Origin of the sequence: Paenibacillus bouchesdurhonensis, from assembly GCF_900155685.1 — a bacterium.
Taxonomy (GTDB): Bacteria; Bacillota; Bacilli; order Paenibacillales; family Paenibacillaceae; genus Fontibacillus; species Fontibacillus bouchesdurhonensis.
This window is the reverse complement of sequence record NZ_LT732548.1, coordinates 2,055,917-2,073,270: the sequence shown is the minus strand read 5'-3', so window position 1 is coordinate 2,073,270 and position 17,354 is coordinate 2,055,917. Positions and strand designations below refer to the sequence as shown.

General features: G+C 47.7%; 16 protein-coding genes. 5 read left to right on the top strand and 11 right to left on the bottom strand.

Annotated elements, in window-relative coordinates; all coding sequences use genetic code 11:
• Nucleotides 1-55: 55 nt before the first annotated feature.
• The 4 genes from CZ379_RS13515 to CZ379_RS13500 all read right to left on the bottom strand — a co-directional run bounded on the left by CZ379_RS13515 (nucleotide 56) and on the right by CZ379_RS13500 (nucleotide 4,265).
• The gene (locus tag CZ379_RS13515; protein WP_110932097.1) at nucleotides 56-1,078 is read right to left on the bottom strand and encodes a glycoside hydrolase family 130 protein; all 1,023 of its coding nucleotides are present in this window, start codon (nucleotides 1,076-1,078) and stop codon (nucleotides 56-58) included.
• A 36-nt stretch (nucleotides 1,079-1,114) separates the two neighbouring features.
• The gene (locus CZ379_RS13510; RefSeq protein ID WP_110932096.1) at nucleotides 1,115-1,948 is read right to left on the bottom strand and encodes a carbohydrate ABC transporter permease; all 834 of its coding nucleotides are present in this window, start codon (nucleotides 1,946-1,948) and stop codon (nucleotides 1,115-1,117) included.
• Nucleotide 1,949: 1 nt separating this feature from the next.
• The gene (locus CZ379_RS13505) at nucleotides 1,950-2,825 is read right to left on the bottom strand and encodes a carbohydrate ABC transporter permease (protein WP_110932095.1); all 876 of its coding nucleotides are present in this window, start codon (nucleotides 2,823-2,825) and stop codon (nucleotides 1,950-1,952) included.
• A 105-nt stretch (nucleotides 2,826-2,930) separates the two neighbouring features.
• Nucleotides 2,931-4,265, bottom strand: a complete 1,335-nt coding sequence (locus CZ379_RS13500) for an ABC transporter substrate-binding protein (RefSeq protein ID WP_110932094.1) — start codon at nucleotides 4,263-4,265, stop codon at nucleotides 2,931-2,933.
• Nucleotides 4,266-4,637: 372 nt separating this feature from the next.
• Between CZ379_RS13500 and CZ379_RS13495 the strand changes: the two genes are divergently transcribed.
• The 4 genes from CZ379_RS13495 (at nucleotide 4,638) to CZ379_RS13480 (ending at nucleotide 9,250) form a co-directional block, all read left to right on the top strand.
• A complete protein-coding gene (locus tag CZ379_RS13495; RefSeq protein WP_110934369.1) occupies nucleotides 4,638-5,672 on the top strand; it encodes a substrate-binding domain-containing protein in 1,035 nt (344 codons plus the stop codon).
• A gap of 201 nt (nucleotides 5,673-5,873) precedes the next feature.
• Nucleotides 5,874-6,839 carry a glycoside hydrolase family 113 gene (locus CZ379_RS13490; RefSeq protein WP_110932093.1) on the top strand — a complete coding sequence of 322 codons (966 nt, stop codon included), beginning with the start codon at nucleotides 5,874-5,876 and terminating at the stop codon, nucleotides 6,837-6,839.
• A 58-nt stretch (nucleotides 6,840-6,897) separates the two neighbouring features.
• Nucleotides 6,898-8,037, top strand: coding sequence for an AGE family epimerase/isomerase (locus CZ379_RS13485; RefSeq protein WP_110934368.1), 1,140 nt, complete (start codon nucleotides 6,898-6,900; stop codon nucleotides 8,035-8,037).
• A gap of 22 nt (nucleotides 8,038-8,059) precedes the next feature.
• Nucleotides 8,060-9,250, top strand: coding sequence for a glycoside hydrolase family 130 protein (locus CZ379_RS13480; protein WP_110932092.1), 1,191 nt, complete (start codon nucleotides 8,060-8,062; stop codon nucleotides 9,248-9,250).
• Between the two features lie 69 nt (nucleotides 9,251-9,319).
• Here CZ379_RS13480 and CZ379_RS13475 read toward each other — a convergent pair whose 3' ends face one another.
• The 4 genes from CZ379_RS13475 to gpr form a co-directional block, all read right to left on the bottom strand.
• Nucleotides 9,320-10,405 carry a LacI family DNA-binding transcriptional regulator gene (locus CZ379_RS13475; protein ID WP_234404908.1) on the bottom strand — a complete coding sequence of 362 codons (1,086 nt, stop codon included), beginning with the start codon at nucleotides 10,403-10,405 and terminating at the stop codon, nucleotides 9,320-9,322.
• Between the two features lie 135 nt (nucleotides 10,406-10,540).
• A complete protein-coding gene (locus CZ379_RS13470) occupies nucleotides 10,541-10,957 on the bottom strand; it encodes a hypothetical protein (protein ID WP_110932091.1) in 417 nt (138 codons plus the stop codon).
• A 39-nt stretch (nucleotides 10,958-10,996) separates the two neighbouring features.
• The gene (locus CZ379_RS13465) at nucleotides 10,997-12,277 is read right to left on the bottom strand and encodes a stage II sporulation protein P (RefSeq protein WP_110932090.1); all 1,281 of its coding nucleotides are present in this window, start codon (nucleotides 12,275-12,277) and stop codon (nucleotides 10,997-10,999) included.
• Nucleotides 12,278-12,559: 282 nt separating this feature from the next.
• Entirely contained in the window at nucleotides 12,560-13,573 is a 1,014-nt protein-coding gene (gpr, locus tag CZ379_RS13460) for a GPR endopeptidase (protein WP_110932089.1), read from the bottom strand.
• Nucleotides 13,574-13,746: 173 nt separating this feature from the next.
• On the opposite strand from gpr, the gene rpsT reads away from it, so the two are divergent.
• Complete coding sequence (rpsT, locus tag CZ379_RS13455; RefSeq protein ID WP_110932088.1) at nucleotides 13,747-14,019, top strand: 30S ribosomal protein S20; 273 nt, start codon at nucleotides 13,747-13,749, stop codon at nucleotides 14,017-14,019.
• 90 nt (nucleotides 14,020-14,109) lie between these two features.
• Here rpsT and holA read toward each other — a convergent pair whose 3' ends face one another.
• The 3 genes from holA to CZ379_RS13440 all read right to left on the bottom strand — a co-directional run bounded on the left by holA (nucleotide 14,110) and on the right by CZ379_RS13440 (nucleotide 17,246).
• Nucleotides 14,110-15,129, bottom strand: a complete 1,020-nt coding sequence (gene holA, locus CZ379_RS13450) for a DNA polymerase III subunit delta (protein ID WP_110932087.1) — start codon at nucleotides 15,127-15,129, stop codon at nucleotides 14,110-14,112.
• Between the two features lie 327 nt (nucleotides 15,130-15,456).
• Nucleotides 15,457-16,701, bottom strand: a complete 1,245-nt coding sequence (locus CZ379_RS13445) for an anti-sigma factor family protein (RefSeq protein WP_110932086.1) — start codon at nucleotides 16,699-16,701, stop codon at nucleotides 15,457-15,459.
• On the bottom strand, nucleotides 16,698-17,246 hold the full coding sequence (locus tag CZ379_RS13440) for an RNA polymerase sigma factor (RefSeq protein WP_110932085.1): 549 nt from the start codon (nucleotides 17,244-17,246) through the stop codon (nucleotides 16,698-16,700). Before CZ379_RS13440 ends, CZ379_RS13445 begins: the two co-directional genes overlap by 4 nt.
• Nucleotides 17,247-17,354 lie beyond the last annotated feature (108 nt).

Genomic DNA, 17,354 nt, shown 5'->3' with positions numbered 1-17,354 from the left:
CGTTGTAAATGCTCTAGATGATCGAGAACCTGATCGGGTTTGATTTTTAATTTAGTTACATGACGCCGATTTCTGCATCGTCAGCGACTTCTTCACTCGTGGCGATCACATAATCTACAATTTCCTGTACCGTCGTATACGCTACGCCCACATAGGTATCTGCCGCACCATAATAAATGGCAATCCGCCCGGTTTCAGCGTCATGCAGCGTGGCACAAGGGAAAATAACATTGCTGACAAAGCCTCGCTCCTCATACCATTCCTCCGGTGTTAGCACATAATTAGCGGAACGATATTTGACTTTGGACGGTTCATCGCGGTCAAGAATAACCGCTCCCATGCTATATACGAGTCCGTTGCAAGTGCCGGTTACACCGTGATAGAACATAAGCCAGCCCTCGGTCGTCTCAATCGGAGCCGGCCCGCCGCCGATTTTCACCGATTGCCACCAGCCTTGACCGCCTTTGGACATCACATGACGATGCTTGCCCCAGTAGACGAAATCTGGGCTTTCACTGAGGAACACATCCCCAAACGGAGTATGTCCGCTATCACTCGGACGAGAGAGCATCATGAAGTTGCCATTGATTTTACGCGGGAAAAGCACACCATTGCGGTTAAACGGCAGAAAAGGATTTTCAAGGCGTACAAACGTTTTGAAATCATCCGTTCTCGCTACGCCAATCGCAGCGCCATAGAAATCCGTACACCAAATAATGTAATAAATCCCTTCCACCTCTACGAGACGCGGGTCGTAAGCATAGTTCGGTTGAAACGGCTTGCCGCTCTCATCCACGAAATTAATGCGCTCTTCTTCGATCGACCAGTTCAATGCGTCGTCACTCCAGCCAAGATGAAGATGAGGCCGGCCGTTAATCGTTTCTGCACGGAATACACCGACAAAGCGTCCATCAAAGGGCAGTACAGCACTATTAAAAATACGAGCGATACCTTTTGCCGGATTTCTCTGAATAACGGGATTATCGCTATGTCTCCATACAGGACCTACTGCGCCCTCCGGCTTATCCTGCCAAGGCATGTTTGTTAATTTCTCTCCAATAATACGTACCTCTGTCATGAGATAATTCTCCTTCCAAAACTATAATCATTTTATTTATTTCACAGAACCTTGCGCAAAACCGTTATAGATATATTTCTGCAAGGCGAGAAATACGACAAGAATAGGAATGATCGTAATCATAATCGCCGCGCATATGACCTCCCACTGTGAGCCATAAGGCCCTTTAAACTTAAACAAAGCAGTGGATATGACCTGCAAATTCTCACCAGGCATATAGAGGAATGGAGTATAGAAATCGTTATAGACGTTGACTCCCTTCACAATAATGACCGTTACAATCGCAGGGGCCAGCAGCGGCAATACGATCTTGAAGAAAATCGTAATATAGGAAGCCCCATCCAGCATCGCGGATTCATCCAATGATTCAGAGATGGTATCCAAAAATTGCAAGAAAATATAAACTGCGATAATGTCCGTTCCTAAATAAAGGAGAATTGGCGCAAATCGCGTATTGACCAAATCCAACGCATCAATGATTCTAAACGTTGCAACCTGTGTCGTTACACTCGGAATTAAAGTTGCCAGCAGAAACGCTCCCATAAGCAGCTTGCTGCCACGGAACTTGAAACGGCTGAGTACATAAGCAATCATTGATCCGATCAGCGTAGCTCCGGCAATGGATATGATCAAAATAAAGATCGTGTTGCCAAAGCCAAGTAGCATTTTCCCATCGACAAACGCCTTCGTGTAGTTCGCGAAATACGTCCAATTTTGAGGCGGATCCAGCGGACTGGTCGCACCATATTCAGCGTTTGTTTTTAATGATGAGAAGAATACGACGATAATCGGTAATAGCGCCGTGAAAGCGCCCAGAAACAAAGTAATGTATTTAAACGTACTGCCTGCTGCATATTTCAATTTGTACATATCAATCATCCCCCTTAATCAGAAACCGCTGGAGCAGTGTCACGAGAATGACGATAATGAGCAGCACGACGGCCATGGCCGAAGCAAGACCCAGCTTACTGTATTTAAATGCTACGTCGACCGTTTGAATAACAAAGGTGTTACTTCCGTTAGATCCTCCGGTCATGATATATGGAATATCAAATGCGCTGATTGCGCCGCTAATAGCCAAAATTAAGTTAAGCTGCAATATTCGCTTGATACTGGGCAGAATAATATGCTTGAATTGGTGCCAGCGATTGGCCCCGTCAATGTCGGAGGCCTCGTAAATGTCTTTGCCGATGGAAGATATGGCGCCTAGGAAAATAATAAAGTTGAAGCCCATATACCTCCACAAAGACGCTCCTGCGAGCGAAATGTTAATAATGTTGGGATTCAATAGCCACCCTTGCGATAAATGCCCTAGTCCCAGAACCTGAAGCAGTGTATCCAGCGTACCGTCCGGCCGGAAGAAGACCAGGAATATAAAACCGATGGCTACCCCGTTAAGCAAGTAAGGGAAAAATAAAACCCCTTTAAAAAAATTTTTAAAGCGTACATTAAAGCTAAGTATGGTAGCAAAATAAAGGGCTAATCCCATCTGTACGAAGGTCGCCCCAAAATAGTAGAGACTGACCTTGAAGACGGAAAAATACTTTGGATTTGTAAAAATCGTTTTATAGTTTTCAAATCCGACGTAATCGAAGCTTTTACTATAACCATTCCAGTTCGTAAAGCTGTATTTGAACATATTGAATACAGGGAGATAAGCAAACGTAAATAATAAGACGACCGGAATCAGCGAGAAAGCGATTATTATGATTCGTCTTTGTGTCTTGTAGCTTAGGTTTGCAAACACCACTCACACCTCCAGGTCTTGCTTCTGTCTTTTTTCGGATAGTGAAGGAAAACGCACTTTCATGCGTTCCCCCTATTGTTTCAACCCGCAAGATTTCCGGATCGCTTATTGCTGCGTTACTTTTGCCCGTGACTTCACCCATGCATCGTTTAGTTCTTTCATAATGTCATCGAATGATTCTTTACGATTGCCGACCGCAGCTTCAATGATCCGTTTCTTGAAGTCAGGCTGCCATAGACCGATTTCCGCATCTTTATCGATCTTGTCAACCCAGCCCTCTTGACCTGGCTGTGCCGGAGTCTGCAGTTCAAACTTAACATCCGTGCCCTCGAATTGCTTAAGAGTTTCTGGAAGTGCAGCGCCCACTACCGGACTCATTCCGCCCGCTATCTCAGTTGGGTAACCTGACTCCTTAATAAACCAGTCTATCCATGCTCTGGCAGCTTCCTTGTTCTTGCTATGCTTGTTAATGCCTAATGTATAGTCGTCGGCCAATGGCATGATGACCTCTGTAGCATTCGTAGGGTACGGCATGTAAGCAATGTCGTCCGGATTGGCCGCCATCTCCTGCACTTGCCCAATCGCCCAGGAACCTAGCACCATCGCACCGATTTTACCGTTAGCAAGATCAGACTTGGACGCTTCCCAGTTCGTCGTCGTCGGATCTTTCTCAATCAGACCTTGTTCGGCGGCATCATACATCACTTTGTATAATTCGTAATGCGGTTGTCCAGGCACAAAGTTATCGTCGGTGTTCGGCTGAGTTACGTTCACATAATCCACATCGCCTGCAACCGTCGTAAGCACCGACTCCCATTGCGTCAACGGCCAGCCGTCAGCATAGTTCGTGTAGAGTGGAATGGCGTCGCCTTTCTCCTTAATCGCTTTCAGCGCTGTCAGGAATTCTTCCGGCGTTCTAGGTGCTGTCGTCACTCCAGCGTCTTCAAACACCTTCTTGTTATACAAAATACCGGAAAAGTTAACCGCAGTCGGAATTCCGTAAGCTATTCCATCAACGGCTCTCTCTTCCAGGCCGATGTATTCCTTGCTCATCTCCTCCAGATCGCCAAGCGGTTCAAAAAACTGCGGTGTATCCACGAGTGGAATGCTCGTTGGCAGCAGGAGGACATCTCCATAATCATCGGAACTCATCCGAACCGTAATTTGGCCTTCATAATCAGAAAGGGCTTGGAACTTTACTTTCACATCTGGGTATTCCTTGTTAAAATCAGCGGCGTACTCTTTAAATACCGTATCCACAATATCTGTTCTTTGCGTGATCACGGTAATCTCGCCTTTTACTCCCCCGCCGTTTGTTGATCCCTCACTGCTTGTCCCGCCGTTGGTTGCCCCGCCGTCACTTTTACTTCCGCAGCCTGCGAGCAGCCCCAGTACAAGCGTTAAAGCCGTTAACCCCATTATCACTTTGCGTTTCTTCATACTTGCAACCCCTCTCTAATAAATTAAGTTATCGGTAACTTACAATTCAAATATTATACTGAATACGCTTACTCGTCAATCATTTAATTTTATTAAATTATGTTCAATACACTGTTTTCAATCATATGACCAACATTTTAGGCATTTTTCTACCATCCGATGAATCATAAGTAATTTCTTGAAGAACATACTTAAACTCTCAGCGTTCTCATATCCTTTAATAAACTTTACTTTATTTTTTTAGGTTAACGATTAGCTAATTATTAACTTTTTATAAACTTTTCTTTATCTTTAAAAAATATAAATGTATACTACCTGTAGGTAGTTGTATTTAAAGTTATAACTTTGTATGAGCTGAAGGCAGGTGAAATCATGAAAAGCAACATCACGATGCGGGATATCGCAAATAAGCTTGGCGTCAGCAGCGTGACGGTATCCAAAGCACTTAACGATAAAGAAGGCGTAAGCGAGGAACTTAAACAGAAGATTAAAGCCTTGGCTGGAGAAATGGGTTACCGTTATAACTCTGCCGCTAAATCCATTAAGGATGGTCTATCCAAAAATATTGGCGTGCTTATTCCAGAGAGGTTCACCGGGGTGTCTCACTCCTTCTATTTGCGTGTGTATCAGCAAATCTCGCTGCTCCTGGATCAATACGGCTATTTCGGCATATTGAACATCCTGAGCAATGAGGATGAGGAGCAGTTGAACTTTCCGAGAGTCTACAGTGAAAAGAAGGTAGACGGCATTATCGTACTGGGCCAAATCAGCAAGAAATATATCGAGACCGTCCAGAATATGGAACTTCCAAAAATCTTCCTCGATTTCTACGATGAACATGCGGATATCGATTCGATTGTTACCGATAACTTCTATGGAGCTTACGAGATGACGAATTATTTGGTTCGCAACGGTCACCGTAAAATTGCCTATGTCGGGAACATCTACTCGACCAGCAGCATCCAGGATCGTTTTCTCGGATACTATAAATCCTTGCTGGAACACGGTATGCATCTGGATCAGGCCTTAATTTTGAACGATCGGGACGAGAAGGGAAAATTCGTCGACATTCCGCTTCCGGATCCTTTGCCGACCGCCTTTGTGTGCAACTGCGACCAAATCGCCTATCTGCTGGTGGATAAGCTGAAGCTGATGGGCTACAGCATTCCTGAGGACTGCTCCGTCGTCGGCTTTGACAACGATATTTATGCAACGCTGACTACGCCACAGCTTACAACGCTGGAAGTGGATATCGAGCAAATGGCTAAATCGGCCGTAAAATTCATTATGGATAAAATCGAAAACCCACAGCGCAGATTCGGCCGGGTTATGGTGCAGGGCAACATCATTTATAGGCAATCGGTACGGGAGATAAGCACTGAGCCTACGAAAATAACATACTCTTAAATACCAATTGATCCGCCCTAGAGGCGGATTTTTTTATTTCGCCACAATTAACAGTTGATTTATTCGCCAAAAACATCTATAAATTAGTTATATAACAAAATAAATATTTAGCTAACAAATCTAACAGAAGACCTTTTATCACCTGCTTATTTCAACTAATGAGCATGCTCCACCACTTACTAACAAAGAGAGGCTGATACGATGATTATGCCGGAATACATCGCCGGGATGACGTGGGGATTTATGGGCGCTCGCGGAACATGGGCAAATGACGAAGCTAGAAAATCTATGGAGCAAATGGCTAGAACTACTGCTGTCAACTGGACGGCTATCGCCTTCTCGGCACTCCAAGCTACCGCATTTTCGACCGAGATCCCTTACTGGGATGAACCTACGGTCTCCGATGACGAGGTGAAATGGGCCATTCGACAAGCAAGAGGCTTGGGGTTGAAAGTTTGTTTAAAGCCGATTGTGAACTGTGCTGACGGCACCTGGCGTGCCCATATAAATTTTTTCGATAAGGATGTTCCGTGCGAGCCCAAATGGTCGGATTGGTTCCGTTCTTATAGCGCCTACATTCTTCATTTTGCCCGGATCGCTGAGGAAACGGGATGCGAAATGCTTTGTATCGGCTGTGAAATGGTACAAACAGATCGCCGGGAAAACGAATGGCGCCAACTGATTGCCGAGGTTCGCAAAATATACACCGGTCTTATTACGTATAACTGCGATAAATATCAGGAGGATAACGTAGGTTGGTGGGACGCCCTGGACATCATTTCCTCCAGCGGCTATTATCCGGCAAATGATTGGGAATCACAGCTGAACCGTATCGAGAAAGTCGTTCAGACGTACGGCAAGCCTTTCTTCTTCATGGAAGCCGGATGTCCTAGCCGCAGCGGCTCGGCGGCCATCCCTAACGATTGGACGCTCGTCGGGACTGCCGATCAGGATGAGCAGGTCAAATTCTACGAAGCGATGTTCCAGGCTTGCGACAGCCGGGATTGGATTCAGGGCTTCATGCTGTGGGATTGGCCGGCCAAGCTGTATGCTCGTGAGGAAGCGGCAACGGAGGACGGCTACTGCGTTTACGGTAAAAAAGCAGAATCGGTTATTTTCGATTATTACACGTCCAAGAAAAGAAATGAGGGAATGAGCATTGACTGAGCAAGCGAACACAGCTGCCTGGCTGGCAGAAATCGAAGCCGAGCTGAACGATAACATTATGCGCTTCTGGATGGAGCGAACTCTGGATGAAACCAACGGTGGATTTATCGGCGAAATGGATCATGTCGGGAAAATCAATGGCAAGGCGGCCAAAAGCCTCGTACTGAACGCCCGGATTCTATGGACATTTTCAGCGGCCCATCGCATTTATCCGAATGCTGGATATTTGCAAATCGCCGACAGAGCTTATGCTTATCTACAAGATGTTTTTACGGATCGGGAATTCGGAGGACTGTACTGGATGGTCGATTATACCGGTCAGCCGATTCAGGACAAAAAGCAGGTGTATGGTCAGGCCTTTGTCATTTATGCGCTGTCCGAATACCATCTCGCTTCTGGACATCCTGAACCTGTGCAGCAGGCTGTACAATTATTCGAGCTGCTGGAGAAGCATAGCCACGATACCGTCCATCAAGGTTATATCGAGGCGCTCGCCCGCGACTGGCAGGTTACCGATGATTTGACCTTAAGCGACAAGGACTTGAACGAGAAAAAATCGATGAACACCCATTTACACGTGCTCGAAGCCTATACCAACCTGTATCGGGTATGGAAATCAGATCATCTAAAACTGAAGCTGACTGAGCTGATCGAGGTTACGCTGGACTACATCATCAATTCGGGTAACGCTCATTTTCATCTCTTCTTCGATGAGGAGTGGAATGTAAAGAGCACTCATATTTCTTATGGCCATGACATCGAAGGAAGCTGGCTTCTCGTGGAGGCGGCAGAAGTGCTGGAGGATAATCCCGCTCTGCTGGATCGCGTCAAGCAAGTTGCCATCGCTATGGCGGAAGCTGTTCTTGCTAAAGGCGTCGACAAAGATGGCGGACTGTGGAATGAGGCGGATGAGCATGGCTTAACCGATACCAATAAAGATTGGTGGCCGCAGGCCGAGGCTATGGTCGGATTCTATAATGCTTACCAACTCACGGCAGACTCGAAATTTTTGAAGGCGGCTCAGGGATCCTGGCAGTTCATTCGCCGCTTTATCTCCGATCCTGTGCATGGGGAGTGGCACTGGGCCGTACGTCAGGACGGGAGCCCCATTACCCATGAATCGAAGGTCAGCGCCTGGAAATGTCCTTATCATAACGGAAGAGCATGTCTGGAAATGATCGCCCGTTTGAACAAATAATTAATAAATGGAGGCAGTAAACATGAACGCAAAATTTGCAGAAAGAAAAGCCGCACTAACAAAAAAGTATGAATCCTTGATCACTCGTCCGAATGAGAAGGTTCCATTCGGTAATGGGGTCTACGACCGCTATCGCTATCCTATACTTACCGCCGAGCATGCCCCATTAATTTGGAAATATGACTTTAACCCGGAGACGAATCCCTTTTTCGCTGAAAGAATCGGTGTCAATTGCGTCTTCAATCCAGGGGCAATTGAGCTTAATGGCAAGTTCTATCTCGTCGCTCGCGTGGAAGGGGCCGACCGCAAATCCTTTTTTGCTATCGCCGAGAGCGAGAGCGGCGTGGACGGATTCCGCTTCTGGGATCATCCGGTCGTCTTGCCGGAAACGGAGGAGCCTGATGTAAACGTCTACGATATGCGTCTTGTGAAGCATGAGGACGGTTGGATTTACGGCCTATTCTGTACAGAGCGCAAAGATCCAAACGCGCCTAAAGGCGACTTGTCCAGCGCGATTGCCCAATGCGGTATTGCCCGCACAAAAGATCTTGCAACCTGGGAGCGTCTGCCCGATTTGAAGACGAAGTCGCCGCAGCAGCGCAACGTAGTTCTGCATCCCGAGTTTATCGATGGCAAATACGCCTTCTATACCCGTCCACAAGATGGCTTCATCGATGCAGGTTCCGGCGGCGGGATCGGCTGGGGGCTGTCCGAATCGATCGAGCAGGCGGTCATTGACGAAGAGATCATCGTAGATGAGCGTCACTATCATACGATCAAAGAGGTGAAGAACGGGCAGGGCCCAGCCCCAATTCGCACGGATGCTGGTTGGCTTCACATCGCCCATGGTGTTCGAAATACGGCTGCCGGATTAAGATATGTACTCTACGCGTTCTTAACCGATTTGAATGAGCCTCACCGCATTACTCACAGCCCAGGCGGCCACTTAATCGCGCCGGACGGCGAGGAACGGGTCGGGGACGTCTCTAACGTCGTATTCTGTAACGGAGTCATCGCTCGGGATAACGGAGAAGTCTATATCTACTATGCCTCCTCCGACACACGCATCCACGTAGCTACGACTACCGTCGATCAGTTGGTCGATTATGCGCTGCATACGCCAGAAGACCCGCTTCGTTCCTATGCATGCGTGGAGCAAAGAATCGAGCTGATTAATAAAAACAAGCGCTTTGAAGCTGCAAACGGTCAATAGAAATAAAAACCTTGCCGAATCGGCGAGGTTTTTATCATTTTATGTCTAATCCATGCTTATCGGAGCGGTCTAAGATGATACATTCGCCTCTTCACGCGGACTGGAGGCAGAATTCCGGTACAACAGCTCTACTGAGATAAGCCATTTCTCTACGGCTCTGTTCGCATCGGTCAACCGATCCAGCAGCTTCGTGACCGCGCGCCTGCCTAGTTGCTCCTTCGGAACACTCACCGTTGTAATCGCAGGCTCGAACCGGGCAGCATCATCAATATTGTCAAATCCGGTCACTGAGATATCCTCAGGTACGCTAAGCCCCAGCTCACTCAATACCCGAATCGTCTGAAGCGCGATAGAGTCATTTGCACACACTAATGCTGTCGGCAAGGCCAATGACTTGGATTGCTTCCTAGCGCTAAGCCAGTCCTTTAGAGCCTGATCGAACCCTCCGGTCTCTACGCTTTCCAGAAGAAGCATTGGATCGTCATGCCTTTGCACATGGAGGCCGTTCTCCTCCAATGCACTCCGAAAACCCAGCCATCTGTCCCTGAAGCTCCTAGAAAAATTAAGGTTGCCCAAAAAATACAAGTCTCTATGGCCGAGTCCAATCAAGTGATTAACCATCCGATAGGTTCCATCGACGTTGTTCGCAAATATCGAGTCTGCGGGAATTAGATTATCCTCGTGGTCAACAAGCACCATCGGCAACCCGATGCGATGCACCTCCAGCAGCAGATTGGTGGCGATTTGACCTACCCCGATCATCCCGAGAATACCTTCAGGGTTAATGATATTCATCATGACGTCGTTTCGCGGCTCCGATACGATGATCATGCCAAGATTTTGCTCCTCCAACTCATCCGATATCCCTTCCAATACTTTGCCCCAGTAGAGAGATTCTTTATTCTGAGAGCGGATATTGGGCATCAGGACAAGAACCGATTGCTTACCCGGCGGAACAGCAGCCGTTCCTACATTCGGTCTTACATTTTTCACATAACCATTCTTCTGGTTGAAATAACCGAGTTGGGATGCTGCTTGAATGACCCGCTCCTTCGTCATTTCATTGACGCCTCCCTTGCCGGACAATGCTTTGGAGACGACAAACTTAGACACGCCAAGATGATCGGCGATTTGCTGCATCGTTACCTTCTTCAATGATTACTACCTCCGGACATACTCCATATAGTTAATTTGTTTGATAGAGCCAATAACAAATATAACTTTATTATAACAAATTTATTCCCATCCATAAATCAATGTTTCCGGAGTTAGTTCAACTTTCACAGTTGGCTATCCATCTGAATTAAACAAAGAGGCTACCCAATATATGCTGCGTTGTGACACCTGCTGTAATAAATTAGCTGCCTTATCTGCAAAACGGTCTACGGGCGCCTGCTCCGGCGGCGGCAGCAGCAGGCTGTCCGGGGTCTGCAAGCGCTCCGTACCCACCGGCTGGGTCGCGTCTGATCCAGCTGCCGCCGTTGTCCATTCTGCCGACATCTGCGCCGCCCTACTCTCCCATAATGCCTCCCGTTTGTCCATATACCCTGAGGCTTCTGATGGAGCTGGATCAAACCACTGGTCTGTTCGAGCAGGGGCAGAGCTATGAATCCGGTTCGTTCCCGACTCCGCCAGCTGCATTCCAAATGTAATACCGATGACGATCAACAGTCCGTATAATAATGACTTTTTCATCGTTTTGGACAAAGCGACTCCCCCTTGGAAAAATGCATTTACCCGGCTCTATTATTTCGCTGCGACTTGCTTTTGATTTTCCTTCTTACCCGGCTGCTCTTTAGTTAAAGTGCCTGCCTTCTCCGCCTCCTGTCCTTCCCAATAAATATCCGCAATAATTCCGGCTAATACACCGGCGGTACGCTCCAGCTCTTCTTTGGTGTTATCGATCCCGCCAATTTCTATGAGTACGCTTTGAGGAGAAAGAGATTGATTGTATTCGCCATTCCCTTGGGATGAAGTCTTGCCCCAGATGCCCCTTGATATTCCGGGATAAGATTTCTCCAGCCGCTCATGGATGGAGCTGGCAAAGGCTTCATTCTCCCGCCAGTTTTCATTCCCGTGCCCGATAATGAAGTAAACCTGGGCATAGGACGCACCGTTTATTTCCGTCGTTGTCTTCTCATGCCGTTGGGAATCCCGATGAATATCGATAAAATATTGCAGCTGTCCATTTTGAGCCATCGCTTCCTTCACGGTCTGCCGAGAATATTTGTAGGAGTAATTGTAGCTGTAATTTTGCACAGTCGCTGCATAATTATCATAAGCATGCAATGTTGCAACGCCTTTACGTTCAAGCTCTCTGGCCAGAGCGTCACCAACCAAGCCTACGTTCATCATATCTTTGGATGAGCTGGGATTCGTAGAATCTATGCCCAATACAGGGTTAAAGGATTCCTGCGGGTGCGAGTGATAGATCATGACAATATTTTTGTTGCCTGGCTTAATGGGCTCGCCTTGATCTTCCGCAGTGTCTTGCTCAGGAGCTGATGGTTTAATCGGCTCAGCATCGGGCTCTTCGGCATGGTCTGGCTCCGGATGATCCGGACTGCTTCCGTCTGCACCAGCTCCCGAGTGATAATCCTCCGGAGCTTGTACTGTCTTATTTCCTGAGCCTGTCCGCAATAAAATCGGGCTGTCCGCACCCAGACCCGGCACTTCCCGTGCTACCAGGCTTTTGGGATCGGACGGATTTACGTCCGTAAGCAGCTGAAATACAAAATTCGTCATTTGCTTGCCTGATATGGAGCTCATCTCCTTATCAGGCACCATATGAGGCAATTCCATACCGACCATGCTAATAAAGAATCGGCTTGATAACGAGGAAGCTAATCCTTTCATAGAGGAGACTGGAGAGGTATTTAGCTGTTTCTCCGCAATCCCCCCTACACCAAGCAACAGGAAGAATACCGCTGATAATACTGACAACAGCACAAACGTATGCCCCATAGCAAGCACGCGCATCAGATTCTGTCTCATTCGGCCGACATTCCAAGTTCTAAACCGTCTCATTTTTTTGTGAAGCCCTCCTTTAGCCGGGTGCCACTTTCTATAATTGAAATCTATGAACCTGTCCGGAAAAGTAGAACCTTTATTCTCACAAAAAAATAAAGTTCGCTAGATTGCGAACTTCATAGGATCGAAATGGATCATCCCTCTGCTCCATTCAGCCGTAAATACAAAAAGGAGCACGATCCTCGGGGACAGCCTTCCCACACCAGCAAGGCTGCCTGGGCTGTCATCACACGCAGCGGCCAGCCACACGCCCTTTGGACTCGTACTCCCCTCTAAGAGCTAATGAGTATGCGCTGCGACGTTGTCCTTATCTATCGCCTGATGCAGGGAAATATTCAGTCCGCTGGCGATGACATTAGCGATGTCCTCAATGAACTCATCAATCTCCTTTGGGGTCACGATAAGATCATGTCCTAACGGCTCAAGTACCTCCTTAACCAATCCTAATCTCTCACCCTCGCTGAGATCTGTTAGCAATCCCATAATTTGTTTCGTATTGCTTTGCGCATTTCCGTTTTCCCCGTTAAAATGCGACTTCATCAGATCGAACACGTTATTAACGATCGTAGATGCATAGCAAACCGTTGGAACGCCGATCGCAATACAAGGGATGCCGAGAATTTCCTTCGTTAATCCTTTGCGCTTATTGCCGATGCCTGACCCTGGATGGATGCCGATATCTGCGATTTGAATCGTCGTATTAACCCGTTCCAAGGATCGCGAAGCCAAGGCATCGATCGCAATAATCACGTCCGGCTTCGTACGGTCGACAATACCCTGCACAATTTCGCTGGATTCAATCCCCGTGATGCCAAGTACACCTGGTGCTATTGCACTGACCTTGCGGTAGCCCGGAGCGACTTGATCCGGCGCCAGCTCAAAATAATGCCGCGTTACTACGATGTTCTCGACGACAAGCGGCCCTAAGGCATCCGGTGTAACATTCCAATTGCCCAGGCCGACGATTAAAATGGTCGCACCAGTTCGAACGCCTATTTTCTCCAGAAAGGCAATGAACTCCTCGGAAAAAGCTGCTGCTACTCTCTCCTGAAGATCGCTGTCATGACTGCGAAGACCTGGAACCTCCAAAGTGACATAATGCCCGACCAAGCGGCCTATTTGACGCGAAGCCTGCTCATTCTCTACATCCAGCCGGGTAATTTTAATTCCGTCCAGTTCCTTAACTTCTTCATGAATGCCGGAAACCGGTCCGCCATGAACCGTCTCCGCAAGCTCTTTAGACTCCACTGCCAAATCCGTACGTACCGAATACTGCCGTAAATCCAGATTCATATGAGGAAAACCTCCCTTTCCGTTATCATCATATATTGTGCGGGAGGATGATAGACATTATGCAGGCGTCTTTTCTTTGCTATGAATTTATTGCATTTTACCTAACTGCGTGATAAAATATTTTAAGTTGTGAATCATCTGGGATGATATTTGCTTTACAGGAGGTGAATGCAATGCCAAACATTAAATCTGCTATTAAACGTGTGAAAACCAACGACAAACGCCGTGCTCTGAACGCTTCGCAAAAGTCCGCTTTGCGTACTGTTGTTAAAGCTGCCGACACTGCGCTGAGCAACAATGAGGTAGAAACAGCTAAAACAGCTTTTGCTGCAGCTGCTAAGAAATTGGACAAAGCCGTTACTAAAGGTTTGATCCACAAAAATGCTGCTGCCCGTAAGAAATCCCGCTTGGCTAAAAAATTGAACGCCCTTACGTCCCAAGCGTAAGTGTCGTTATTTATAAACTTAAGCTCAAAGAGACCTGAACATTTCTGTTCAGGTCTTTTTGGTGCAGTTTTAAATTATGACCCCAAGCTACTATGCTCCCAGCTTCAGGAGGAACAGTTCAATTCCCAGCACCTTATCAATCCCGCCGCTCTTCATCCGGTAGTCCAGCTGCGCAAGCTCCGACAGTACTTGGCGCAGCTTGGCCGTCTCAAATCTCCGCGCCTGCTCACCCGCAATTTTCACCGCATAAGGATGCAGTCCAAGCTGGGAGGCCATTTGCTGCTGCGAGTAGCTTTGCCGCCCGAGTTCCTTCACCTGCAGCATAATCCGAAATTGACGCGCGATCAACGCCGCAATTTTAATCGGTTCCTCGCGTTGTTTTAGCAGTTCATAAAATATGTCCAGCGCTTGCTCCAGTTTAAGATTCGCAATGCACTCCACCATAGCGAATACATTTTGCTCGGTACTTCGCGCCACCAGCTGGTTGATGGCCCCTTCGTCGATAACGCCCCCATTTCCGGCATAAAGACATAACTTATCCAATTCAACGGCAAGGGCAGCCATTTGAACGCCGCTGGCAGCGATTAAAGCCTCAGCAACCTCACGACTCAGGCGGCAACCCCGTTTCTCCGCCTGCTTGACGGCCCATTGCACGAGCTCTCCACCGCCAAGCGGCATAAAAGAAAGCACGGTTCCCGACGCCTTGATCGCCTTCACAATCTTCTTTCGCTCGTCAAGCTTTTCCCCGTGAACGACAAACACAATGACGCTATGCTCCGCCGGATTCGTCATATAAGCGGTCAAGGACTCCAGCTTATGCTCGACTTTTCCACTATCTTTTCCCGCCGTAAACAAAGAAGCATCCCTTACGACGATCAGCTTGCGAGGTACGAGAAACGGCAATGTCTCCGCTTCCTCGATAACCGCCTCGATCGGTGTTTCCGCCAAGTCAAAGGCTGCCATGGCAAAATCACGCTGTTCCTCGTCAATGACCTGCTTCTCCAGCAAAGCGATAAATTCATTGATTTGGTACTTTTCCGTGCCATAACATAGGTATAAAGGGGATATGCGCCCCTGTCTTATTTCTTTCATCGCCGTCTTGGTATCCACTCGGCTTCCCCTCTCATCCCACGCAAATTACTTGGCATTCCCCTTTTTGGTTCGCCATTAACAATCATATTACTATGATACTGTGAATTACCGGTTTAGTCCAAATGCAATTAACGGCCCGCCTTGATTTGCGGGCAAACAAACAAAGGAACCTTTGGCCGCAGGGCCAGCAGGTTCCTTTGTCCCGGAGCATCTATATAAACGCGGGCTGAAAAGCTCTAGAAACTTTTCCGCCGGCGGTCATACGACGATCAGGGTCTTTCAAATTCTCTTTGATTCTCTCTTATATACTTAACCTATTCCATATCTCTTGAAATCGTGCTTCTCTTATCGATTTTGTGAAGAATTTTCCGCATTCGCTGAAGGTTTGACCTCTAGGCTATGCTTAGTCACACTGCCGTCCACATCCGCCTCATAGTTAAATTTCGTGCCATCGCCGGACCATTCCCCTTTAATCCATGTGCCAGACACCGGTTCATCTGCAACAAGCTCCGCATCCTCATTGTCCGCCTTGTAAATGTACAGATGATTTCCCAGCAAAACAGCGCGGTGCATTCCATCTGGAGAGTCCCATTCCTCCGGCATACTCGCAATTCCATAACCTTCCCTCGGATCTGGCGAAAATACGGATGCTTCTGGAGCAAGCGGAGCCATGTCCATTCGATGGTCTCCCAGTTCGCTGCCGCTCTGCGGATTGTCCTGGGCAGGCTCTCCTTGGTCTGGACTCCCCTCGAGGGTTCCCTCCTTCGGCGTAGAATGGTTTCCCGTACTGCGCGAAACATCCCCTGTCGGGCTGCCCACTGCGCCTTCGCTAGCTTCGGCAGGCGTATTCGCCGGTGCCGGGGATGATCCTTCCCCCTTCGTCACGCTATTATCCTCAGACGCCTTCTTTCCCGGATCAGCATCTCCCGCAGAAGATGGCTTAGAAGACGGTTCCTCATTCGGAGTGAAGGCGTTCATATCCGCCTCACTTCCAGGATTCCCGCCTGAGTTTCCGGTCGATCCATCTCCATCTCTTATTCCAGATGCATTATCGGTTGCATCATCCATGCTTCGCGTCAGAAATTCGTTGGCAGAGGATGAGCTTTTCATTTCTGTGCTTTGGTCAGCCTTCGACAGCTCCGCATTAGGAATCGTTCGCGGCTCATATTGCGTAATGAAAATTCCCAAAATGACCGCTGCAGCTACCGTTCCGAAAATACCCGTCCGAATTTTACGGTTTTGGCTGCGCTGCGAGGCTTGCTTATCACGTCGGCTCCGTGCGCTTCGCGGGCTAGCTGCCGCGGATGCCGCTACCGATCCGATAATATGCTCATCCTCTAATGTACTCCCCTCTTCCTGATGGGCCCGATCAATTTCATCCAACTGCGGCATGATCCGATCAACGAGGCTAAAGCGCGGGGTGACATCCGGAAGCTCACTTAGCTTGGCAGAAAGCTCGTTCAGAAGTTCAAATTCATATGCACAATCGCTGCAATCCCGGATATGATCAAACAAGAGAGAGGTCTCTTCGTCATTCAAATCATGGTCTACATACCGATGCATCCATTCCACCGCCTCCGCGCATTTCATCCTGACACACCACCTTTCTGATAATCTTGGAGTAAGTGCTGAAGCTGCTGCCTTGCCCTGAACAAATAGGATTTCACCGTATTCAGCGGCAAATTCAAGCTTTCAGCTATTTCGTTATACGAAAATTCCTGTAAATATCTCAAAACTACGACGGAGCGATGATGCTCCGGAAGCTGATCTATCGCTTCACGGATATCCTCCGCAATATATCCTGACATGACTTCGCGCTCGACATTATCCTTGCCTTCGAACACAATCTCGTGCTCCTCGATCGATACTGTCGGTTTTTTTCTACGGAATTTGTCGATGCAAATATTCGTCACAATCCGCTGCACCCAGGTCTTAAATTGTGCCTTCTCCTCATAAGTTTCAATCTTTGTATAAATGCGGATCAGTGCTTCCTGGGCTGCATCATGCGCATCCTGCTCATTATTCAAAATATAATAGGCCGTACGGTATACCTGATGTTCTATTTCTCGCAATAGGGTGATTAGAGCGTCGCGATCGCCCGTTTGAGCGGCTCTGATGAGTTCCTGCTCCACCACAAAGGCTCCCCCTTCCTTGCAACCTTACAGACGATATCGATTGGCGATATGTTGCAATGTTGTTACTATTATTTTTAGAAGTTTCTAGTAATAAGTTTTTACATTCTC